Annotated in this window: 1 protein-coding gene; it reads left to right on the top strand. The window is 55.2% G+C overall.

Annotated features, from left to right (window positions below):
• The coding region (locus TPRIMZ1_RS19410; protein WP_010263090.1) for a formate--tetrahydrofolate ligase at window positions 1-397 on the top strand (397 nt) is incomplete at both ends.

Here is a 397-nt window from a genome sequence, read left to right on the forward strand (position 1 = left end):
CTGTAATTCCGTAATGGCCACCCGGCTTGCCCTGAAGCTCGGCGATTACGTGGTGACGGAAGCCGGATTTGGTGCGGACTTAGGCGCGGAAAAGTTCCTGGACATCAAATGCCGGTTTGCCAATTTGAAGCCCTCGGCTGTTGTTATAGTTGCCACGGTGCGCGCCCTGAAATCCCATGGCGGTGTCGCCAAGGCCGATCTTGGTAAAGAAAATGTGGAAGCGGTGCGTAAGGGCTTACCGAATCTGCTGCAACACGTTGAAAACATAACGAAGGTATACAAGCTGCCAGCGGTTGTGGCTATCAATGCTTTCCGGAAGCCCGGCGAGGCTGATACGGAGGCGGAACTCAAACTCATCGCCGACGAGTGCAAAAAGCTCGGCGTTAACGTGGCCCTG

This window comes from Treponema primitia ZAS-1, from assembly GCF_000297095.1.
GTDB classification, from domain to species: Bacteria; Spirochaetota; Spirochaetia; order Treponematales; family Breznakiellaceae; genus Termitinema; species Termitinema primitia_A.